Consider the following 15920-nt stretch of genomic DNA (forward strand, 5'->3'; position numbering starts at 1 on the left):
TCTTTAAGAAGACTGTTGAAGGGTGGACTATGATATGGAAGCTATCAAACATGAATCGACACCTGTTTTCTTAGCCAATAAGGGAAAGAAAGCGGGCACCAAACTCGGTCTGATTCTCGATATACGAAAAAATAAATACTTGTATGTGATGCTGCTGCCTGTTTTGCTGTATTACTGTGTGTTTCATTATGCACCGATGTACGGGGCTATCATCGCGTTTAAAGATTTCTCGCCAAGGCTTGGTATATTGGGCAGTGACTGGGTAGGTTTTGACAATTTTCAAATGTTTTTTTCAGGTCCTTATTTCTGGCGGACGATTAAAAATACGCTTTTAATCAGCTTAAACGAGCTAGTTTTCGGCTTTCCAGCTCCGATCATATTAGCGTTGCTGCTCAATGAAGTGAAAAATGCTGTGTTTAAACGGAGTGTTCAAACACTGACTTACATGCCTCATTTTATTTCACTCGTTGTTATTTGTGGGATATTAAAAGATTTTACGTCCAGCGAAGGCGTTATCAATGATTTGATTGCTTGGATGGGTGGAGAACGTACTACGTTTTTACTTGAAGCAGATATGTTTCGTCCGATCTATGTATCTTCCGGTGTTTGGCAGCATATTGGTTGGGGCACGATTATTTACTTGGCGGCCTTAACAGGAATTGATCAAGAGCAATATGAAGCAGCACGCATTGACGGCGCTGGCCGTTGGAAGCAGGCTATTCATGTGACGATTCCAGGGATCATGCCGACCATTATTATTTTACTCATTTTAGAAATGGGGAAAATGATGAACGTAGGCTTTGAAAAAATTATTTTGCTATACAATCCAGGTACGTATGAAACAGCGGATGTCATATCCTCTTATGTATACAGGGTAGGGTTGCAAGAGTTTAATTACAGCTTCAGCTCAGCAGTTGGTTTATTCAATTCTGCGATTAATTTCACATTACTTGTTTGTTCCAATTGGATAAGTCGGAAATTAAACAACACGAGTCTATGGTAGGCAGGGAGGAGGAAGGTTATGGAGCTCAAAATGAAAACGAATACGAATCGACCGTCGATTGCTGAACGAAGTTTTGATTGGAGCAATACGGTGTTCTTGACGATCCTTATGATCGTGACCATTTATCCGATTATTTACGTGGCATTTGCTTCACTCAGTGATGCTAGTCAGCTCATGGCCTATAGTGGTGTTCTGTGGAAACCGCTAGGTTTCTCACTGGAAGCGTACAAGAGTGTATTTGCGAATCCAATGATTATTAAAGGGTATGGGAATACGTTCTTTGTTGTACTAGTCGGTCTTGTACTCAATATTTTGCTTACCTCCTTAGGGGCGTATGCTCTCTCACGCAAAAGCTTGCAGTACCGCAAGCAAATCATGCTGTTCATCGTGTTCACGATGTTTTTCAGCGGGGGATTGATTCCATTTTACTTGACGGTCAAAGGGGTCGGACTGAACAATACCTTGTGGGCTATTATTATTCCACATGCGATCAATACCTTTAATCTAATCCTGATGAAAACGGCATTCGAAGCCATTCCTGATGCGTTAGAAGAATCTGCGAAAATTGACGGTGCGAACGATTTTGTCATTCTGTTCCGAATTATTTTGCCATTATCCATGCCGGTCATTGCCGTTATGCTTCTGTACTACGGTGTAAGTCATTGGAATTCTTGGTTCCATGCGATGATCTTCCTTCAGGACCGCACATTATATCCGCTTCAGCTAATCTTACGAGAAATCTTGCTGCAAGGTGAAGCTAGCTCGATGACAGGTGGGGCTTCGGCGGGTGACGTTGCTATGCTGTCTGCGACTTTGAAATATGCGACGATCATTGTGGCGACTGTGCCAATTCTTCTTGTGTATCCGTTCCTGCAGAAGTATTTTGTCAAAGGTGCACTGATCGGAGCTATTAAGGGATAGGAGGTACGCTGGCATGGCAAGTAGTCAGATTAACGAGATTGAATTAGACGTCGATTGGCAAAAGTTTTTGGCACCGAACGACATGGAATGGGTTGTCAAACCGGTTAGCTGGGATGAAGGTGCGTTCATCGGGAATGGTCTTATCGGTGCCATGATTTACGGTGAAGAGCATGCAAAGAAACGCAATGTGCTGCGTTTAGTGACGGGACGCACGGATGTCACTGCGACACGGACGGACCGTCCAGGTTTTCCACCTCGTGTACCGATCGGTGAGCTGGACTTGGAGCTGGAAGGGATGATCTATCATCCGACGCAGCTGCGGTTGAATTTGTGGAACGCGGAAGTAAGTGGCCGGATCACAACAACGAAAGGCGAAGTGAAGCTTCGTGCTTTTGTTCATAGCGAAGAACCCGTCCTATGCGTGGAGATAGAAACGCTACGTGGAGAGACTGGGGCAGAATTACAGTGGTATCCGCATGCTGAGGTTGACCCTGTATTGGTGAATGCGGATGGCATCAACTTGAATCAGTTCATTCCAGATACTCGAGTTGAGAAGACGTTCCAGAATGAGGTAGCTGTCACTGTTCAAACGTATACGACGAATGAAGGCTGTGTGACGGCTCTCAAAGAAGTGCGATTGTCCGAGACGCGAAGAGTGTGGTATTTGTCAGTTGCCAAGGGCTGTAATGATCAAGCACAGGAAGAAACGGTTACTGCGGTCTTGCAGGCTGCGTCAACAGATTATGACGATTGGATAGCCTCACATCGAGCATGGTGGCACCGGTATTATCAGTTAAGTTTTATCTCCATTCCGGATGGCCAACTGGAAAGCTTCTATTGGATTCAAATGTACAAACTGGCATCGGCAACAAGGGCTGATAAGCCGTTAATCGATAATCAAGGGCCATGGCTTGCGCCGACCCCTTGGGCAGGCGTCTGGTTTAACATGAATGTGCAAATGAGTTATTCACCTGTCTACACGTCTGGACGTCTAGCTATCGGGGAATCGCTTGTGCGCGCGCTTAAGGATCATTTTGAGCAATTGATACGTAATGTGCCTGAAGAGTTCCAGCATGATTCCGCAGGACTTGGACGCAGCTGCAGTTTTGATCTAGATAGTCCTGTCGATGACGAAGTCGGGAATTTGACTTGGGTATGCCATAGCTTGTGGAGGCATTATCGCTATACGATGGATGATCGCTTGCTCAAGGATACACTTTATCCAATTCTGCGTAGAAGTATCAATTACTATATTCATCTACTTGAGGAAGGCGAAGATGGGCGATTACATCTGCCTCCGACGATTTCTCCGGAATATGGCTCTTTTATGAAAACGAAGGTGAGCGATTGCCATTACGATTTGGCGCTTCTGCGTTGGGGGGGCGAAACGTTGTTGAGCATTTGTGATCGCGTGCAGACTGAGGATCCTCTACAAGAAAGCTGGCGCAACGTATTGGAAAGATTAACACCGCTGCCAATTGACGAGACGGGTTTTATGGTGGGGAAAGATACGCCGCTTGCATATGGTCACAGACATTTTAGTCATTTACTAGCTATATTCCCGCTTCATTTGGTTGGATGTGATCGTGAAGAGGATCGAGAGCTCATGGCCAAGTCGCTGCATCATTGGATTCAAAAGGAAGGCGATCTCCGTGGGTTCAGCTTAACAGGCGCTGCCTCCATTGCAGCAACGTTAGGTAGAGGAAGCGAGGCTCTGCGGTATTTGAAAGCGCTGATGCCTATCCTAAAGCCGAACACGATGTATAAAGAAGCAGGTCCAGTCATAGAAACGCCGCTTGCAGGAGCAGAAGCGATCCAAGACATGCTGCTCCAAAGCTGGGGCGGAACGTTGAGAGTATTCCCGGCGGTGCCGGAAGAATGGCGCGAAGCCGCTTTTCATGATTTACGTGCAGAGGGCTCGTTCTTGGTAAGCGCTGTGCGGAAGGAAGGACGTACCTCATGGATTCGTGTGAAAAGCTTAGCAGGGGAGCCATGCCTAATTAAGACGGGATGGCATGGGATTATTCGATGTCAAATCTCTGGCAGCGAGGATGCTTACGTTACGGTATTGGATGATACCGAGGAACTCATTGAAATTCATTTGGCGATGGGGGAAGAAGTTATTCTCTACCCAAGTGTTGAAAGACCGGAACTAACGATTCAAGAGGTCCGTGAGGTTGGAAGAGCGATCCGCCCGTTTGGCGGATTGAAGCCTTGGCGATTGTTTGGGTTTCCAGCGATGGATGATGGTGAAGGCGAGGATTTGGCGAGATGAAGTGCGCCGCCGAGGAAGATTCGTATTGACACCCCCTACGAAATCAACATAAAATAACATCAAACAACATGTGATTTCATGATGATTCAACATGAATAGTACCGATTAGTAGGGGGTATCGGATGCAAATACATTTTCTCGGCACAGCTGCCTTTGAAGGCATACCATCGTTGTTCTGCCAATGTACAACCTGCCAACAAGCTCGTGAGCGCAAAGGGAAAAATATTCGCTCACGCACGTCTGTCATCATTGACAACGTACTGAAGGTTGATTTTCCGCCGGATACGCTATACCATTCGCATCAATATGGCCTGGATATGAATCAGATTCAGGATGTGCTGATAACACATTCTCATTCCGATCATCTGTATGCCGAGGATATGGTGATTCGAGCGAAGGGGTACGCCCAATATGGTGGAGATAAAATCCATGTCTATGGTCATGATCTCCCATTGCGGATCTCCCTTCAAGTGCTGAATGGGTATCAGCATGATTTTGAATTTCACCGCGTTCTTCCTTTCAAGTCCGTAAAGACGCAAACAGCAACCATCGTTCCGTTATTAGCCAGTCACGACAAGTTAGAAACGTGCATGCTGTACTACATTGAAAAAGATGGCAAATCCATTCTCTATGGCAACGACAGCGGTTGGTTTCCGGAAGAGACGTGGGCTTGGCTACAAGATAAAAAACTCGATCTAGCTATTCTCGAATGTACGACAGGGCGAAGTCTTCATCGTGAAAATCATATGAATATCGATGCTGTTCTAGAGACCAAAGTGTGGTTGGATACGCATGGTATTTTGAAACCAGGAGCACAAGTTGTTGTCACGCATTTCTCACATAATGCAGGTTTATTGCATGAGGATTTGGTGGGAATTTTTGAGCCAAATGGTATCCAAGTTGCGTATGATGGCTTGATGGTTACCTTGTAAACCGATACCCCACTCATCGAACACAAAAAAGATCCACCCTGCCACTTAATGCAGAGGTGGATCTTTCATTTCCGACTTGTGAAATTTACGCCATGCCTTTTCACCAGCACATAGAATCCATATACCCCAGAAACAGCGATGAAGTAACTGAGCAAGGTCCAACCAATCGTCCAGCCGTGACCATATTCAACTTTACCAACGAGATATGCGATATATTCAAGGGAAGTCAATAGGATAGAAATTAAAAGTAGGATAATGAGTGGATGCTTTTTTTTGAAATCTATCCAGTAAATCCCGACACAGCCAGCCAAGGGATAGAGGCCAATGTCAAAAGGGAGCGCAGAAATCGTTTCGTCATCCTCAATTTTAGGTGTGAAATCCCAAAATTCAACGTGATAGCCAAAAGCGTTAATCAGGGAAGAAATGATGGCAGAGACCGGAAATATAAGTATCGCAATGGTCGGTGCTTTTTTGTACCACGCGAGCGCTAATATCCATGGAATTATAAAACCTATAAGGATATTTACAAGTATACGTCCCACTCCTCTTGATCGTAGTTACTATCAAGTATGACCCGTACCTTTCAACTTAAACCCCTATAGCTTATACTTCTAATAGACGCCTAGCGTTGTTCCACCTAGTAGTGAGCACCCTAGTCCTGAATAACGGAGATCGACTTTTCCCCTCCGACATAAATACGATTCGTACGTGGGTTCAACAGAAAAGACCCTGAGCCTTTGCCAACACGGAGTTTTGTAAGCGGATTCAGACTGCTACCATTATACACCTTTAACGGGAGCGTTCCAGTCTCTGTAGATGCCGAAACGAACAAATGATTCGTCCTCGGATTAATCAGTACATCTGTAAAAGTAGGCATCGTTAACGTGTTCATAATCTTGTTAGTCTTGCTGCAAAGGACAAAGAGTCGGCCATTTACAGAAATTTGTGCGCTTGAGATATAGATTCGGTTTGTAAGGGGATTTATCGTGATATCCCTTTGAAGTCGGCCAAGTTGAATCTTACGAACTTTCATCGTGCGAAGATCAATAACTGAACAGTAACGGCTTAGGTTATTTGCCACATATAGTTGTTGGGTTTTCCTATCTAGCACAGGTGTGATGACGGGGTTTCTTCCGACCTTTACGGTACTAACAATTTTATTGGTAAGTCCATTAATGACGGACAATGTATCCGTAGTTGTATTCGTTACATAGATGCGGTTGGCCCATTCATTAACAAGCAGTTGAGAGGGACGTCCGGTGAAAGAAATTCGTCTATAGACTTGATTGGTATGTCCATTTATGACGACGACATTGGCATTCTTTGAGCTTAGGGAGATCGTCGATACATAAATAAGATTGGTATGTGTGTTCACTGCAATATGGTCACAGCGTTCACCCACTTTGATTGTGGAAATAACACGATTGGTACGACCATTTATGACAGATACGGTACCATCAAAGAAGTTAGCAGTATAGATGCGATTCGTCCGCGTATTAACAACCAAATTCGAAGCCATTTCACCTATTTTGATCGTGGATATGATTTTATTTGTGATTGTATTCAGAACAGCTAAGTGATTGTCACCTTGTATAACATATACCCGATTCGTGATGGGATTGATCGCGAAGTGAACAGCAGGGCTGCTGACAGGAATAGTTGCAATCAGGCGTGGCAACGATGTTTTGATTCTTTGCGTAGTTACACGGACTGCTTTACGGATAAGCATGCTGAATCCCCTTCCCCAAGACATGTGGTTCCTAAATCATATTCATGACCTTGCAGATGGGGAACTGATGCTCAAAAGGAACTTAGAATCCTGCACAACTTTCATCGCATTGGCGCGTCAAAAAAGCAGGAAGATAAACAGCTACGCACAATACAGGAGGCGTTCATATGGAGCAGCAATATACAGAATTAGCATTGATCTGGGATGGTAAGGCACAGCTAGGCGAAGGTCCTGTTTGGGATCACCGTGCAGGTCAAATCATATGGGTTGATATCAATGGACAATCCGTACATTTGCTAACCCCTGCTACCGGAGCCCATCGAACCATTCGCTTGGATCAAAAGGTTGGAGCAGCTGTACCACGTAAACAAGGTGGCCTGGTACTTGCCATGGAGCGAGGCTTTCATTCGCTTGATCTGGACTCGGAAGTATGGACCCCCTTGCACGATCCAGAAAGTCATTTGCCTAACAATCGATTTAATGATGGTAAATGTGATCGAGCAGGGCGTTTCTGGGCGGGAACGATGGCTCAAAATGAGTCGGGCACAACAGGTTCCCTTTATTGCTTAGACGTTGACGGTACCGTTCATACCATCGAGGATGGCTGTATTACCGTATCCAATGGATTAGGCTGGAGCCCGGATAACAAGACGATGTATTACATAGATTCCCCGACGCGGAAAGTGGTGGCCTATGCGTATGAGGCGGAATCAGGGCATGTCTCTGATCCTCGCACCGTCATAACGATACCCGAGGGAGAAGGTTTTCCAGATGGGATGGCTGTGGATAACCGAGGGATGCTATGGATCGCGCAATGGGGAGGATGGCAAGTAGGTTGCTACAACCCCCTAACGGGTGAAAAAATAGGTTCGATTCCTGTCCCTGTGGAGAGAACAAGCTCTTGTGCATTTGGCGGAGAACACATGGATGAATTGTATATCACGACGGCTAGCGTTGGTGTCAGCGATGAGGATAGAGAGAAGCAACCCCATGCGGGAGGACTGTTTCGAATAAAGCTAGATGTATCGGGAGCACATGCGAATTTCTATGGTGGTTAGCAGCTAGTATAAGGAGTCTTCCGAGTGGGAGGCTTCTTTTTTTTGAAGCTAGGGAGAATTACTTGGAGGTAATAAACCAACTAGCAAATAAGGCAACAGCAAGTGCTTATTCGTGCGGCAAACAGCTAGTGAGCGGACTTAAGCAAGCTAGGAGTGCTTATTGCTCAAGAATGCAAGCCAAATGCATCGAAAGATAGGGAATAAGCACATAAGGAGGTCTTATCGGATGAGATACACCGGGTCGTTAGATTGTCCAGCGATCCTGAGTATTTCTTTTTCTTCTAATGTTAACACAGGGCCAGAGTGTTCCTCTCCAAACCAGCTGCCCATCATTTGGAGAATCAATTGCTGGCAACGACGCGGTTTTTCTTTAATCTCATCATAAGAGAAACGGAGTACCTTCCACCCATCAAGTACGAGATGGTTCTGACGCGTTAACTGGTCTGCAAACTGCCAACGATTCAAATTCGTATGATGTGCTTTGTAACCATCAATTTCGATACAGACCAAGTGCGTCCCTCGAATATAGGTAAAATCCAAATATCGAACGCCATCCTTATAATCTGATACAGGGTATTCTGCATGTAGCCAATCAAATCGACCGACTGCCGGCCACCAAATGAGCTCCAGAAACATTTTCTCAGCATGAGCATGCCCCTCCTGAAGACGTCTTAAAGCTTCACCAGTCCTACCGTGTAACTGAACTTGTAGGAATTCCTCATAGAATTTGTTAAATGACATTGTAATGCCCTCCTTTTCATAGCATAGAAAAACCGCCCATCTCCAGTTGGAGAGGGCGGTCTGTGTGCTTCACGACCATAGCATCTATTCCTCTATATTCTATATGAATGCAGACTGAGTGACAAGACATGAATCGTCAAAAGCAAGCTAAGGCGAGTATTGCTTACGGAATCGGAGAGGGGACATCCCGATAGCTGCTTTAAAGCAATTCGAGAAGTAAGGCGCGTTGAGGAACCCGATATGCTCAGCAATTCGCGCAATCGACCACTCCGTTTTGATCAGCAGCAGCTTCGCTTGTTCAATTCGGTATTCGTGCAGATAAGCCATTGGCGTGCAGTCATAGATTTCTTTCATACATCGGACGATATAATTGGGATGAAAATGAAACTCTTCGGCGAGTGAGGTATTCGTCACATCGGATTGATAATGTTGGCGCAAGTATGCTTCGATCTTGTCAGCGAGCTTCAAAGCAGGTGACGCATCGTTACGGGCTTGTCCAGCGTCAAGTAGTCGCAGCAATTCCATGAAAAGCTGCTGCTCGCTCCAATACGTTTCTAAGCGCTGCGATGCGGAATCGGTCATCAGTTTGCGGAGATGCCGCTCTGCAAGGGCGAACTCCGGTGGAGAGCTGTATTGTGGGATGCGAATCCGATACGGATTTTCCCAAGACTTGCGAACTTGTGGGTAAACCATGCCTTGATCTTGCTCCGACGTTTGCTGCCACACACCATTGAAGTCAAAATGTATCCAATAGAAAATAGTCTCTGTGTCACAAGCTTTGACAGGATAATGGTAACGGTCTGGCAGCAATAAGAGTGTCTGGCCTTCCTTAACTTCCCACTCATGCTCATCTTCACCCATATATAAAGCTCCTTTGGTCACCCAAAGAAGATCAAACATGCCTAGATTACGTCGGCTAGGATGCATTTCACCTGGCTGGTAGGTGGACAAGCCAATCATGAGGTAATAAGGCAGTGGAGGAAGTTCCATCCAGATATGGCTACGTTCACCCATCGCGTCTCCTCGCATTTTCAGTGTTAAATTTTATATAAAATAGGTTGGGATTATTTATAGTTTCTCTTTATTTATAAGGATAAACTGTAAGTAGATGATAATCAAATGTTATATTAAATAGCTGACAAGAGGAGAATCGACATATGGTGAATTCTGCAAGTACACAGGCTGTTAGTAACAAGGTACGCATCCAAGATTCTTTTTGGAATCCGTTCATGAAACTTGTAAGAGAGACGGTTATCCCGTATCAATGGGATGCCTTGAATGATGCAATTGCTGATGCAGAGCCTAGTTACGCGATTCGCAATTTCCGTATTGCAGCAGGACTGGAAGAAGGCGAGTATGGCGGTTTCGTATTTCAAGATAGTGACCTTGCCAAGTGGCTCGAAGCGGTTGGCTATTCGCTCGCGATTACGGCGGATCCTCATTTAGAACAAATCGCCGATGAAGTTATTGATTTAATTGGCAAAGCTCAGCAAGAGAACGGATACATAAATACCTACTTTACGATTAAAGAGCCTGGTCAAGCATGGACGAATTTGTATGAAGCGCATGAGTTGTACTGTGCTGGACATATGATGGAAGCGGCTGTTGCTTATTATGAAGCGACGGGTAAACGAAAATTCTTAGATATCATGTGCACATTTGCGGACTATATCGAGACGGTTTTTGGCCGTGAGCCGGGTCAATTACGCGGTTATGACGGACATCAAGAAATCGAGCTTGCACTTGTCAAACTTTCAAAGGCGACAGGGGAAGAACGCTATGTGAAGTTGGCTCAGTTTTTTATGGATGAGCGCGGCGCAGAGCCGAACTTTTTCGTTGAGGAATGTAAGCAAAGAGAGGGTATCAGCCATTGGACGAAAAAGAAGCAACCGATACCGACAGCAGCACAATTGGCATACAACCAAGCACATAAGCCGGTTCGCGAGCAGGAAGTTGCCATTGGGCATTCGGTGCGTGCTGTTTACATGTATACGGCTATGGCTGATCTTGCCAGATTGACGTTAGATCAAGAACTGCTCGCTGCTTGCCGCCGTTTGTGGGATAACACAACCAAGAAACAAATGTACATCACGGGTGGTATTGGCTCAACGCATCATGGCGAAGCATTCACATTCGACTATGAGTTGCCCAACGATACGGTTTATGCAGAAACATGTGCCTCAATCGGCCTCATCTTCTTTGCCCAGCGCATGCTTCAGCTAGAAGCAAAGAGTGACTATGCAGATGTCATGGAGCGGGCGTTGTATAACAATGTCATTGGCAGCATGTCAAAGGATGGCAAACATTATTTCTATGTGAATCCGCTAGAGGTTTGGCCGAAAGCCTCCGAGCTGAATCCAGGTCGCCATCATGTCAAAGCAGAACGGCAGAAGTGGTTTGGCTGCTCTTGCTGCCCACCGAACGTGGCACGACTGCTTAGTTCATTAAATAGGTATATTTACACATCTTCTTCAGAGGAAAATACGGTTTACACGCATCTATTCATCGGCAGTAAGGCGCGTTTTGAACTCGCTGTTGGGGAAGTCGAATTTACCCAACAATCGAAGCTTCCCTGGGAAGGCTATGTGAGTATAGAGCTGACAGAAGCCCCGCAGGATAAGTGGACACTTGCGCTGCGTATCCCAGCGTGGAGCCAGGGGCTGGCGGTTTTGAAGATTAACGGCGCTCTGACGACGTATGACACGATAAATGGCTATGCTTCGATTGAGCGGCAATGGGTAGTTGGAGACATCGTGGAGTGGGAGCCTGCGCTGGAAGCGCAGTTGACTTCCGCGCACCCACAGATTCGGGCGAACGCGGGCAAGATTGCCATCGAACGTGGCCCCCTCGTGTATTGCTTGGAAGAAGTAGATAACAGGGCACCATTAACTTCTGTCTCTCTAGTAACAGGCGAGAAGCTGGAAGCTGTTTATGAGGCTGGATTGCTAGGTGGAGCCGTCAGTGTTGAGGCAGAAGGCCTCGTCGATGAGGCGGCGTCTTGGTCGGACGACACCCCGTATCGTCCGATAGGATTGCAAAAGGCCGCCGAACGAGTGAAACTCAAGGCGGTGCCGTATTATCTTTGGGGCAATCGAAGCATAGGCGAGATGACGGTATGGATTCGCAAGGGAAGCGTGTAAATGCTGGAATATAAAAAAACAAGCTAAAGCGCTCGCTTTAGCTTGTTTTTTGTACGTGCAATATCACTATTCCGAGTGCTCTGGCTTACCTGCAAGCCAATCCTCTAGTGTAGCCACACGCGCAGGAAATTTGTGGCTTCTAGCCAGAAAACCGATGCCGTGTTTCAGCATGGGATCTTGATCGGTCGGCTGATAACGCAGGTCCACACTCCAGCGAACCTCATTGGACATGTTCGGAGTGGACATATGGAGGCAGCGATCATTGAAAAGAATGGCACTTCCAGCAGGTACCGGGAGGGCGACGGTTTCTGTTTTGCCGAGCTGACTATCTTTTAACGCGGTATAACCTGTTCCTGTGTAGGTTTCCCGATGCCACTTGAGCACACGTTTGCGATGGGTCTGTGGCTTAATATGAAGGCACCCATTCACCTCATTTGCATCGACCAAAGGAATCCATACGGTTATTACGGGATTGGCATTCGCATCAGGCCAGTATGATTTATCTTGATGCCAAGGGACGGCGCCAGCAGCAACTTTTGGGACCTTCGGACGCACATTGTACACTGGATTCGCGAAAAGCTCTGCACCGATTAACGATTCGACAGCGTCCAAAATTTTGGGATTGCTCATCAGTGTGAAATAGCCTGGGATGCGATCTCGCCAACTGCGACCGTATTTCAGGAAATTCTCGGGGGATAGATCTTGAAATAACTCAGCTAAGCGATACTGAAAGGGTCGATGCTCAAGTTTATCAGGTATAAGACCATCTGCGAACAGCTCATCAGCAATCATCGAAACCTTCTGTGTCATCGCTTCTCGAGCAGAGGCTAAATCTTCTTCTGACAATAAATGGGGGATGATGAGATATCCTTGTTCCTCGTAAAATTGAGTTTGTTCGGTAGTTAAACTTCCGCTTGTATTTGATTTGATCACGCTACTCACCCTCCAACAAGTGTTGTAATATAGAAAATAATAACATTGGCTGCGGCTGTTGTATTTGCTCGTATGTTCATCTATTGATCAATTCTTCCGATCATTATTTTCTAAATTCATAAGGATAGTGAGGTTTAATATGTCAACCTTATCTGCCATTAATCCATATGTAAGAGTGGGCCACTATTACAAATTTCCAGTTGAACGTAATCAGGCCGAGGTCGGCAGGATTGGATACTGCTATGCCTTTCATTATGTTATAGGAGGGAAAGGAACGGTTTCCGTAGATGGGAAAACGTATCCTGTGAAAAAAGGCGACCTGATTTATTTTCCGCCAGAGGTGAAGCACTCTTTTTATGCGAATCCAGAGCAACCGTTAACTACTTACAACCTCTATTGTGATCTTTGGGATTATAAAATGGCAGGCGGTCAGCATCTCGTGTGGCACGAGAACGACTTCAATCGCGAATTTCTTACAACGATAGTTCCTTGTTCAGAGCTGGCTTTGCTGCCGATCGTTACGCCAATCCAGCACGAGGCATCACTTGGTCAACTTTTTATGCATGCTGTTACTCAAGTTCGGAAAAATGACCGCTACTCGGAATTCATCGTAAGCAATCTAGTTAAAGCCTTACTGCTAGAGCTCGTTCAAATTGCGTCTACAACCTCATTTATCGATTACCGCATCGTGCCTATCATCGAACGAATGGATCGGGAGGCGACTGCGAGCCGAGGTTATGACGAATGGATGAAGGAATGTGGGCTTCGTAAAACCCAATTTCATGCGATTTTCAAGCAAGCTACTGGCCTTTCGCCAAAAGCATATTGGACCAAAGCCATTATGAGGCAAGTGGAAGCCGCTCTGTGGGAGAGCAACCGTTCAATTACGGCCATAGCCGAGGATTTTGGGTATTCGTCAGTGCACCATTTTACCAAACAATTCACACAATTTCATGGCGTATCGCCGACGGAGTTTCGTAGAAGAAAGAGTTGAATTAAAGCAGATTCATTCCTGGATTTGTTTGCGAGTTTGATATATCTGACCGACATGTGAGGGTCAAGTTGTCATAGAAATTATTGTAGCCAAGTAAGGTTATATAGAACGGAAAAGGGGTGGTAAGATGCGTTGGCATTTAGGTGAAAAAGCCGGCATCGTTTGGGATATTCAACTCGGAGATCTTGCACATCAGGATCATGTTGAAATGAGTGGTAAAGAGGTTTCCCTCATCGTGACGTACGGAGTAGATGCCAGTGGCGGTGTTCTACTCACTCGCAAAGTGGTATGGCCTGGTCTGCGAACAATTCCGAATAATACGCATGCCAGCTTAATGGAGGAATTCGGGCAGGAGCAGTTGCCTGCTATGCGCGTAGAGGGGCAGGCCGTCCAAGAGAAATTGTACCGAGTTACTTTCGATGGCATGCTGCAGTTAGCATCAGTCTCGGATCAAGGGGTACTCGTACGCAGAACAATCTTTCCTGCGCGAAATTTACCTCATGCGTTAGAACGTGTAGAGGTTCAGAATATAACCGAAAGCGCGTTGCGACTTGAGATTGCAGGGGTTGCATCAACAACGTATCGTAGAGGGACCAAGGGGATTTATGCTGTGGAAGCGGGACACGATGCACCCGGAGATGTGGTGCTGGAAGCAGGGGAATCATTGGTCTACAAGAGTTGGATTTGTGCATCTACGTTACAGTCTCCAAAGCAAATCGTGGATGTAGCATTTGAAGAAGGTGAACGGCGGGACTTTTTGCAGGAACTTGATGTATCTCTGAAGCTTGAAACACCTGAGCCTCACCTCAATCGCATGTTTGATTTGGCCAAAATTCGCGCTGCGGAAAGTGTTTTTCGCACCAATGGCGGTTTAATGCACTGTCCAGGTGGCGGCTCTTATTACGCGGCAGTATGGACCAACGATCAGGCGGAATATGCCGGGCCATTTTTCCCTTTCCTCGGAGAGGCAGATGCGATGGAAGCTTCGTTGAACGCCTATCGATTATATAGGCCGTTCATGGGTCCTGGCTTCCAACCGATTCCGTCTTCGATCATCGCGGAAGGCATCGACATCTGGGAAGGAGCAGGTGATCGGGGGGATGCGGCCATGTATGCCTATGGTGCGGCGCGGTTCGCGCTGGCAAGTGGCGTACTAGGGATAGCCGAGGAGCTTTGGCCAGCGATCGACTGGTGTTTGGCCTTTTGCAGGCAAAAGCTCACTAAGAATGGTGTAATTGCATCGGATTCAGATGAACTCGAGAATCGGTTTCCAAGCGGTGATGCCAATCTTTTCACATCATCTCTCGCTTATGGCGCCTTGATTTCCTCGGCACAGCTTGCTCGCGAATTAGCCAAAGAGGATACTGCTTCTCGGTATGAGGAGGAAGCGGCTGCACTTCGGCAAGCAATTGAATCCCATTTTGGCGCGACCATTGAGGGGTATGAGACATATCGGTACTATGAAGGGAACGACGTTTTGCGATCTTGGATCTGCGTGCCGCTGACGATGAATATCTTGGAACGCAAGGAGCAAACCATTGCGGCATTATTGTCATCTCGGTTGTGGGTAAATGGCGGATTGGTCACCCAGGCAGGCGAAACGACGTATTGGGATCGTTCAACCTTGTATGCGCTGCGAGGCATTCTCTTTTCCGGTGAAACCGAGCTAGGCATCACGCGATTACTCGAATATTCCCGTAACAGGCTGCTTGGCGAACATGTTCCTTATGCAGTTGAAGCTTATCCAGAGGGAAATCAACGCCATCTATCTGCGGAGAGTGCTCTTTACGCGCGAGTCATTATAGAAGGATTATTTGGCATCGTACCCACGGGACTTCGCTCATTTACCTGTGCTCCTCGGCTACCAGAAGCCTGGAACGCCATGGCGCTTCGTTCGATTCGGGCGTTTGACATTTGTTTCGATCTTGTCGTTACCCGTTGTGACGAGGGGGTGTTTGTGGCTTGTTTGACGGTAGATACGCAGGAAACCTATCTCTGGAATTTAGAAGGCTCGCTGGCCATTCATCTTGGTGTATGCCAATAAATCCTCAAAATATCCTTAAAAAATACTCCCCACGTCGCTAGAAGTTTGATATTATCTATTATGATGAAATCTACAAGACCTGTGGAAACATTTTAATTTCGTGTGAAAATAGGTTATGATAGGTAAAGAAATCATAATAGAAAGTGGGAT

The 15920-nt window shown here is 46.2% G+C and carries 13 protein-coding genes; 8 read left to right on the forward strand and 5 right to left on the reverse strand.

Features of this window, described 5'->3' with window-relative positions; all coding sequences use genetic code 11:
* Positions 1 to 34: 34 nt before the first annotated feature.
* The 4 genes from AC58QM_RS12480 (at position 35) to AC58QM_RS12495 (ending at position 5131) form a co-directional block, all read left to right on the forward strand.
* Complete coding sequence (locus tag AC58QM_RS12480; RefSeq protein WP_497284320.1) at positions 35 to 1003, forward strand: ABC transporter permease; 969 nt, start codon at positions 35 to 37, stop codon at positions 1001 to 1003.
* Positions 1004 to 1021: 18 nt separating this feature from the next.
* Entirely contained in the window at positions 1022 to 1924 is a 903-nt protein-coding gene (locus AC58QM_RS12485; RefSeq protein WP_497284322.1) for a carbohydrate ABC transporter permease, read from the forward strand.
* 13 nt (positions 1925 to 1937) lie between these two features.
* The gene (locus AC58QM_RS12490) at positions 1938 to 4199 is read left to right on the forward strand and encodes a glycosyl hydrolase family 95 catalytic domain-containing protein (protein WP_497284325.1); all 2262 of its coding nucleotides are present in this window, start codon (positions 1938 to 1940) and stop codon (positions 4197 to 4199) included.
* 122 nt (positions 4200 to 4321) lie between these two features.
* A complete protein-coding gene (locus tag AC58QM_RS12495; protein ID WP_497284327.1) occupies positions 4322 to 5131 on the forward strand; it encodes an MBL fold metallo-hydrolase in 810 nt (269 codons plus the stop codon).
* A 65-nt stretch (positions 5132 to 5196) separates the two neighbouring features.
* On the opposite strand, the gene AC58QM_RS12500 is transcribed toward AC58QM_RS12495, so the two are convergent.
* On the reverse strand, positions 5197 to 5673 hold the full coding sequence (locus AC58QM_RS12500; protein WP_497284329.1) for a CBO0543 family protein: 477 nt from the start codon (positions 5671 to 5673) through the stop codon (positions 5197 to 5199).
* 110 nt (positions 5674 to 5783) lie between these two features.
* Entirely contained in the window at positions 5784 to 6860 is a 1077-nt protein-coding gene (locus tag AC58QM_RS12505) for a YncE family protein (protein WP_497284331.1), read from the reverse strand.
* Positions 6861 to 7027: 167 nt separating this feature from the next.
* On the opposite strand from AC58QM_RS12505, the gene AC58QM_RS12510 reads away from it, so the two are divergent.
* Positions 7028 to 7918 carry an SMP-30/gluconolactonase/LRE family protein gene (locus AC58QM_RS12510; protein ID WP_497284333.1) on the forward strand — a complete coding sequence of 297 codons (891 nt, stop codon included), beginning with the start codon at positions 7028 to 7030 and terminating at the stop codon, positions 7916 to 7918.
* Positions 7919 to 8137: 219 nt separating this feature from the next.
* On the opposite strand, the gene AC58QM_RS12515 is transcribed toward AC58QM_RS12510, so the two are convergent.
* Together AC58QM_RS12515 and AC58QM_RS12520 are read right to left on the reverse strand one after the other, a co-directional pair.
* Positions 8138 to 8659, reverse strand: coding sequence for a DUF559 domain-containing protein (locus AC58QM_RS12515; RefSeq protein ID WP_497284335.1), 522 nt, complete (start codon positions 8657 to 8659; stop codon positions 8138 to 8140).
* Positions 8660 to 8806: 147 nt separating this feature from the next.
* A complete protein-coding gene (locus AC58QM_RS12520; protein WP_497284337.1) occupies positions 8807 to 9673 on the reverse strand; it encodes a helix-turn-helix transcriptional regulator in 867 nt (288 codons plus the stop codon).
* Positions 9674 to 9816: 143 nt separating this feature from the next.
* On the opposite strand from AC58QM_RS12520, the gene AC58QM_RS12525 reads away from it, so the two are divergent.
* A complete protein-coding gene (locus tag AC58QM_RS12525) occupies positions 9817 to 11799 on the forward strand; it encodes a glycoside hydrolase family 127 protein (protein WP_497284339.1) in 1983 nt (660 codons plus the stop codon).
* Between the two features lie 66 nt (positions 11800 to 11865).
* On the opposite strand, the gene AC58QM_RS12530 is transcribed toward AC58QM_RS12525, so the two are convergent.
* Positions 11866 to 12732, reverse strand: coding sequence for a phytanoyl-CoA dioxygenase family protein (locus AC58QM_RS12530; protein WP_497284341.1), 867 nt, complete (start codon positions 12730 to 12732; stop codon positions 11866 to 11868).
* A gap of 139 nt (positions 12733 to 12871) precedes the next feature.
* Here AC58QM_RS12530 and AC58QM_RS12535 point away from each other — a divergent pair, with 139 nt between their 5' ends.
* Both AC58QM_RS12535 and AC58QM_RS12540 read left to right on the forward strand, forming a co-directional pair.
* Entirely contained in the window at positions 12872 to 13726 is an 855-nt protein-coding gene (locus AC58QM_RS12535; protein WP_497284343.1) for an AraC family transcriptional regulator, read from the forward strand.
* Positions 13727 to 13853: 127 nt separating this feature from the next.
* Positions 13854 to 15770 carry a glucosidase family protein gene (locus AC58QM_RS12540; RefSeq protein ID WP_497284345.1) on the forward strand — a complete coding sequence of 639 codons (1917 nt, stop codon included), beginning with the start codon at positions 13854 to 13856 and terminating at the stop codon, positions 15768 to 15770.
* Positions 15771 to 15920 lie beyond the last annotated feature (150 nt).

The organism is Paenibacillus sp. J22P165, assembly GCF_059692015.1.

Bases quoted from the DNA above. Each gene is read 5' to 3' on its own strand.
- AC58QM_RS12480 (WP_497284320.1), top strand. From the start codon at position 35: ATGGAAGCTATCAAACATGAATCGACACCTGTTTTCTTAGCCAATAAG.
- AC58QM_RS12485 (WP_497284322.1), top strand. From the start codon at position 1,022: ATGGAGCTCAAAATGAAAACGAATACGAATCGACCGTCGATTGCTGAA.
- AC58QM_RS12490 (WP_497284325.1), top strand. From the start codon at position 1,938: ATGGCAAGTAGTCAGATTAACGAGATTGAATTAGACGTCGATTGGCAA.
- AC58QM_RS12495 (WP_497284327.1), top strand. From the start codon at position 4,322: ATGCAAATACATTTTCTCGGCACAGCTGCCTTTGAAGGCATACCATCG.
- AC58QM_RS12505 (WP_497284331.1), bottom strand. From the start codon at position 6,860: ATGCTTATCCGTAAAGCAGTCCGTGTAACTACGCAAAGAATCAAAACA.
- AC58QM_RS12510 (WP_497284333.1), top strand. From the start codon at position 7,028: ATGGAGCAGCAATATACAGAATTAGCATTGATCTGGGATGGTAAGGCA.
- AC58QM_RS12515 (WP_497284335.1), bottom strand. From the start codon at position 8,659: ATGTCATTTAACAAATTCTATGAGGAATTCCTACAAGTTCAGTTACAC.
- AC58QM_RS12520 (WP_497284337.1), bottom strand. From the start codon at position 9,673: ATGGGTGAACGTAGCCATATCTGGATGGAACTTCCTCCACTGCCTTAT.
- AC58QM_RS12525 (WP_497284339.1), top strand. From the start codon at position 9,817: ATGGTGAATTCTGCAAGTACACAGGCTGTTAGTAACAAGGTACGCATC.
- AC58QM_RS12535 (WP_497284343.1), top strand. From the start codon at position 12,872: ATGTCAACCTTATCTGCCATTAATCCATATGTAAGAGTGGGCCACTAT.
- AC58QM_RS12540 (WP_497284345.1), top strand. From the start codon at position 13,854: ATGCGTTGGCATTTAGGTGAAAAAGCCGGCATCGTTTGGGATATTCAA.